We start from the raw sequence: 6151 nt of genomic DNA on the forward strand, positions 1-6151 counted from the left end.
CAAATAGTGTCGCGACAATGCATTGGTCTTATGCGTTCAAGACGTTGCCAATGTTCCTCCCTTGACCTTGTCAGCGAGATGGGTTTGCCATTTAAGTTCTGGCACTCCTCTCATTGGGATTGGACACTAACAAGGGTTTTGGCAGGTGTCATCACATTTTTGTCATGATTATGCGATTTTTGGCATGTTTGGTTTACTGGGGTGCTTAATAGGTAAAATCCGCCTTTTATCTTGATAATTCCGCCCATATGGCGTTTTCTCGCCACTGAACCTTCAATTCTCAATTCTCGAGTCGAAAAGAGCAGCTTTAGAAATGCGTCTTTCCCGTTATTTTTTGCCCGTCCTCAAAGAAACACCAAAAGAAGCTGAGATTGTTTCGCACCGCCTGATGTTGCGTGCCGGCATGATCAAGCAAGAAGCCAGTGGCCTTTATGCTTGGTTGCCGCTTGGCTACAAAGTGTTGCGCAAAGTTCAAGCCATTATTGAGCAGGAACAGGACCGGGCAGGCGCCCACGAAATGCTGATGCCAACGTTGCAGCCAGCAGATTTGTGGCGGGAAAGTGGACGGTACGACGACTACGGCAAGGAAATGCTGCGCGTAGAAGATCGACATGGCCGGGATTTGTTGTATGGACCAACAAACGAAGAAATGATCACGTCAGTTTTTCGGGCGAACGTGAAATCATACAAAGATTTGCCGCTAAACCTTTATCACATTCAGTGGAAATTCCGTGACGAGATTCGTCCGCGTTTTGGCACGATGCGGAGCCGCGAATTTTTGATGAAGGACGCTTATTCGTTTGATCTTGATAAAGAAAACTCGATCAAAGCCTACAACCGCATGTTTGTGGCCTATTTGCGCACTTATAAGCGCATGGGTTTGACCGCGATTCCGATGCAGGCCGAAACGGGCCCAATTGGCGGTGATTTGAGCCACGAATTTATCGTGTTGGCAGATACGGGCGAAAGCGGTGTGTTCTGCGATAGCGCTTTGCTGGACAAGCCAATTCCTTCGATCGATGTGGATTATGATGGTGATCTAAGCCCGATCGTTGACGAGTGGACATCGCTATATGCCGCCACTGAAGACATGATTGAAATGGATAAGTTTGAAGCTGATGTGCCTGAGGAACGCCGAATTGCGGCGCGCGGCATTGAGGTTGGCCAAGTGTTCTATTTTGGTGAAAAATACTCTGAACCAATGGGCGCGAAGGTGACCAATGCGGACGGCGAAGAAGTTGCTGTGCATATGGGATCATACGGAATCGGCCTTACGCGATTGTTGCCGGCCATTATTGAAGCCAGTCACGATGACGACGGCATCATCTGGCCTGTGTCGGTTGCACCATTTGAACTTGGTCTGATCAACTTGAAAGCCGGTGATGAGACATGTGTTGAGACCTGCCAAAAGCTTTATGGCGAGTTGAAATCTGCAGGCATCGACGTGCTTTATGACGATCGTGACATGGGCGCAGGCGGCAAGTTTGCAACAGCAGATTTGATTGGCTTGCCATTCCAGATGATTGTTGGGCCACGCGGCCTTAAAAATGGCGAAGTTGAAATCAAAGATCGTAAAACGGGCGAGCGTAGCACTGTTTTAATTGAAGCAGCCGCTGAGCACATTCGCGCAATCATTGAACCTCTGCGTTTGGATACGATCTAGTTTATGGCGAACAACAGCGCGAAGATGATTGAAAAGAACCGTCCGTTTTCCCCGTTCGAGTTTATGGTGTCTTGGCGATACCTGCGGGCCCGACGGGAAGAAGCTTTTATTTCAGTCATTGCCGCGCTGACGCTGACCGGCATTGCGATTGGTGTGGCCACACTGATCGTTGTGACATCGGTGATGAATGGTTTTCGTGCGGAGTTGTTGGACAAGATCCTTGGGTTGAACGGCCATTTTACTGTGTTTCCGATCGAAGCGCAGTTTGAAGACTATGGCGATGTGTTGATGCGGATGGAAGAAGTGGACGGGGTGCAGTCCGTGGTGGCCTTTGCAGAAGGGCAAGCGCTTGCTTCTGGCGTTGGGCAATCTACGGGCGTTTCAGTGCGTGGCATGTCTTTGCATGACATTGAAAAACTACCGTCTTTAAAGAAATCTGTCATACTTGGTGGCTTTGGAGGCTGGGATCAAAGCCGGGACCTTGCGATTGGCATTCGTCTGGCACAAAAGCTAGGTGTGTCGATTGGTGATCCAGTAACAATTATTACGCCAGATGGGATCATCACACCATTTGGTACCACGCCACAAATCCGTTCCTACCCGGTGAGCGTTATCTTTGAATTGGGCATGGTGGAGTTCGACAGCTTTTATGTTTTTATGCCGCTGCAACAAGGGCAAGACTATTTTCAGCTTTATCGTGATGTCTTAAAGGACGGGCAGGAACCACTGCCGTTTGATGCGACAGACGAGCAGATAGACAATGCATACGAGCGAATTTATCGCGTGAGCGCCATGGAAGTGTTTTTGGACAATCCCGATGCCACCACCGCCATGCGTGATCCGCTGCAGTTGGCTGCCGGGCGGCCAATGATTTTCACCGATTGGCAAAGGCGCAATGAAACATTTTTCTCAGCCTTGCAAGTTGAGCGCGTAGTGATGTTTGTCATTCTGTCGATGATTGTTTTGGTCGCTGTTTTCAACATTATTTCTTCGCTCGTGATGCTGGTGAAGGAAAAGAATGCGGATATTGCGGTATTGCGAACCATTGGGGCCACCCGGGCGTCGATTATGCGCATATTCTGTATGACTGGTACTGCCATTGGTGTGGCAGGCACCTTAATTGGCCTTGTGGTTGGGTTGCTTGTCGCGTCCAATGCGGAGGCATTGCGCGCTTGGATATCCGATACCATCGGCATTGCTTTGTTTCCGCCCGAAGTGTTCTTTTTGTCCGAGTTACCTTCTAAAACAGATCCGGTTGAAGTGGCATTTGTTGTGGGCATGGCGTTAATCTTGAGTTTTTTGGCTTCGCTTTACCCCGCGTGGCGCGCCGCACAATATGATCCAGTTGAGGCATTGCGTTATGGTTGATAAAAACGTGAAGCTGAAGCTTGAAGATATTCACCGCACATATGAGCAAGGTGAGGGCGAACTTAAGATCTTGCAGGGCGCTGATCTTGAAATTATGAGTGGCGAAATAGTTGCGCTTGTTGCGCCTTCTGGTGCGGGCAAGTCAACATTGTTGCATGTGTCTGGCTTGCTCGAACGGGCGGACGAGGGGCGTGTCACTATTTGTGATGTGCCCACAGATGGTTTGTCAGATCGCGAGCGCACCTTGGTTCGCCGCCAGCACGTTGGCTATATCTATCAGTTCCATCATCTCTTGCCAGAATTCAACGCCACAGAAAATGCGATGATGCCTTTGCTCATTGCGGGTATTAGCGACAGTGAAGCGCGTGCGCGTGGTGATGAACTGTTGGAAATGATGGGTTTGACACAACGCGGAACGCACCGTCCTGCGCAATTGTCAGGTGGTGAACAACAACGGGTTGCGATTGCACGCGCGTTGGCCAACTCGCCGGGACTTATTTTGGCCGATGAGCCGACTGGCAACCTTGATCCTGAAACAAGCACCATTGTGTTTGATTTGTTGGCAAACTCGATCCGCAATCATGATGCTGCAGGCCTGATCGCAACGCACAACTATGATATCGCTAAACGCGCCGATCGTGTGCTGACGCTTAAAGACGGCAAACTGGTACCGTTCACGTTTTAATCCACAGCCTTGGATATCTTGCGAAATTGCCCCTGGGTCTATGACCTCAAGGCGCGTCCCTACGTATGTTTACCATAATTGAATTCGCTAGTTTTGTCCTGTGGGAATGCTGTGGACAAGAACAAAAGGAGAATATATAAGAACAAATAGGAAACATGGAGATAAGCATGACACATTTGATTAAAGACGTGATGGCCCTTTGTTCAATTACAGCATTCAGCGCTGCAACGCTGGTTTGGCTTGATATTCTGTCTACGCTGTCCTGACACTTGTGCATGAAACCATATACTGGCTTGGCGGCGAGCATCGGCTCTCTTAAAAGTAGAATATGATGACAAATGGTCCCGGCTTCATTCACCTGCACGCACACTCGGCTTATTCGCTTCTTGAAGGGGCGATCAAGTTGCCCAAGCTTATTGATTTGGCGATTGCTGATGAGCAGCCGGCACTGGGGATTGCAGATACAAGCAACCTGTTCGGGGCCTTGCAATTTTCCACCATGGCAAGCTCCAAAGGATTGCAGCCCATCGTTGGGTGTGAAATACCGCTGCAGTTCGAACCACCTGAGGATATTCCAGGCAAAGAGCGCAAAAAATTCGCCAAAGAATCGATTGTATTGATTGCACAGTCTGAGACGGGTTTTGAGCATCTAAGTGAATTGGTGTCTCAAGCCTATTTGCAAAGTGCTGATGGGTTGGCTCAATTGCATTTGGATTGGCTTGATGGAGAACTTACTGGCGATCTAATTTGTCTGAGTGGCGGGCTAGAAGGTGGGATTGATCCCGCTTTTGCGCAAGGCTATGACGCTGTTGCTATTGAGCGGTTGAATGCCTTGAAGGAACGGTTTGGAGATCGTTTCTATATCGAGTTGCAGCGCCACGATATTGAACGGCAAAAACTCACCGAACCCCAATTGGTCGATTATGCCTATGCGAATGGAATTCGTTTGGTGGCCACCAATGAACCGTTTTTTGCAAAATCTGATGATTTTGAATCTCATGATGCGTTGCTGGCCGTTGCTGGGGGCAGTGTGGTGGCGCAAACCGAGCGGCGAAAGCTTTCCCAAGAGCATTATTTTAAGTCGCGCCAGGAAATGTGTGATCTGTTTGCCGATTTGCCTGAGGCATTGTCGTCAACCATTGAGATCGCTGAGCGCTGCCACTTCAGCCCGCAAGAGCGTGGTCCAATTCTACCTAACTTTGCCGCTCCTGCTCATCTTAGTGCTGATGAAGCGGTTGAGGCTGAAGGCAAAGAGTTGGCGCGCCAAGCAGAAGAAGGACTTGATAGGTTTCTTGCAGAAATCGGTCCTGCGGAAGGACTAACCGAAAAGGACTATCGCGATAGATTGGCGTTTGAGTTGAACGTCATTGTGAACATGAAGTTCCCCGGATATTTTTTGATTGTTGCTGACTTTATCAAGTGGGCCAAGAATCAGGGCATTCCAGTTGGGCCGGGCCGGGGGTCTGGTGCGGGGTCTTTGGTTGCTTATTCTTTGACCATCACGGATCTTGATCCTTTGCGATATGCGCTGCTGTTCGAACGGTTTTTGAACCCCGAACGTGTGTCGATGCCCGACTTTGATATCGATTTTTGCCAAGATCGTCGCGAAGAAGTCATTCGCTACGTTCAGCAAAAATACGGTGCTGAGCAGGTGGCGCAGATCATCACATTTGGATCGCTGCAGGCTCGTGCCGTATTGCGCGATGTGGGACGTGTGCTGCAAATGCCTTACCCACAAGTGGACCGTATTTGTAAGCTTGTGCCTTCAAATCCTGCCAATCCTGTCACGTTGAAAGAAGCAATTGATGGTGAGCCTCGTTTGCAAGAAATGCGGGACGAGGAAGAAACGGTTGCTGATTTACTCGCCATTGGACAAAAGCTAGAAGGCCTTTATCGGCACGCTTCGACCCACGCTGCGGGTATCGTTATTGGCGATCGGCCTTTGCAGCAATTGGTGCCCCTTTATCGTGATCCGCGTTCGGACATGCCCGTATCCCAGTACAATATGAAAGTGGTGGAGAATGCGGGACTGGTCAAATTTGACTTTTTGGGCCTCAAAACGCTTACCGTGATTGATTATGCGGTCAAAAACATCAACCGCAATGGTGGCGACTTCTCAATCGAAAAAGCACCACTTGATGATGAGTTGACCTATTTCCATGACTCTTCAAAGCAGTAAGTCTCGTAGTCAAGCAAATACCCCTAAAGTAAGCTTTTAACCAGATTTTTCCTGTCACTTTCTTAAATTTCTTGAGAAGATGCTTAAATTTCCTTGATTTTGTTAAGAATTTCCAATTTAGGGTTTCTGCTGAAGTTTTCAATGTTTTCAGTGAAGTCAACCATGGAAGCCTCGATTGTTGTTTGGTTTTCCAATTCGATATCTTTAGGAATGCTGTCTTTTGCCTCAGTTTTTCTAGAAGCGAGCGAGTGAAGGG

3 protein-coding genes and 1 pseudogene are annotated in these 6151 nt (G+C 48.8%); all 4 read left to right on the forward strand.

Translation table 11 applies throughout. From position 1 onward, the window contains the following. The first annotated feature begins 313 nt into the window (after positions 1-313). Positions 314-1663, forward strand: a complete 1350-nt coding sequence (gene proS / locus Q0231_RS10510) for a proline--tRNA ligase (RefSeq protein WP_299347641.1) — start codon at positions 314-316, stop codon at positions 1661-1663. Positions 1664-1666: 3 nt separating this feature from the next. Further along, positions 1667-3031: an ABC transporter permease gene (locus tag Q0231_RS10515; RefSeq protein WP_299347642.1), complete on the forward strand. Its 1365-nt coding sequence runs from the start codon at positions 1667-1669 to the stop codon at positions 3029-3031. Next, entirely contained in the window at positions 3024-3716 is a 693-nt protein-coding gene (locus Q0231_RS10520) for an ABC transporter ATP-binding protein (RefSeq protein ID WP_269394166.1), read from the forward strand. Before Q0231_RS10515 ends, Q0231_RS10520 begins: the two co-directional genes overlap by 8 nt. A 331-nt stretch (positions 3717-4047) precedes the next feature. After that, a pseudogene (gene dnaE / locus Q0231_RS10525) lies at positions 4048-5871 on the forward strand (DNA polymerase III subunit alpha); the annotation flags it as partial. Between the last annotated feature and the right edge of the window lie 280 nt (positions 5872-6151).

The organism is uncultured Maritalea sp. (assembly GCF_937139385.1).
Classification (GTDB): Bacteria; Pseudomonadota; Alphaproteobacteria; order Rhizobiales; family Devosiaceae; genus Maritalea; species Maritalea porphyrae_A.

What these genes read in the sequence shown, in the direction of transcription:
- Q0231_RS10520 (WP_269394166.1), top strand. Translation starts at nt 3,024, where the DNA reads ATGGTTGATAAAAACGTGAAGCTGAAGCTTGAAGATATTCACCGCACA.
- Q0231_RS10515 (WP_299347642.1), top strand. Translation starts at nt 1,667, where the DNA reads ATGGCGAACAACAGCGCGAAGATGATTGAAAAGAACCGTCCGTTTTCC.
- proS (WP_299347641.1), top strand. Translation starts at nt 314, where the DNA reads ATGCGTCTTTCCCGTTATTTTTTGCCCGTCCTCAAAGAAACACCAAAA.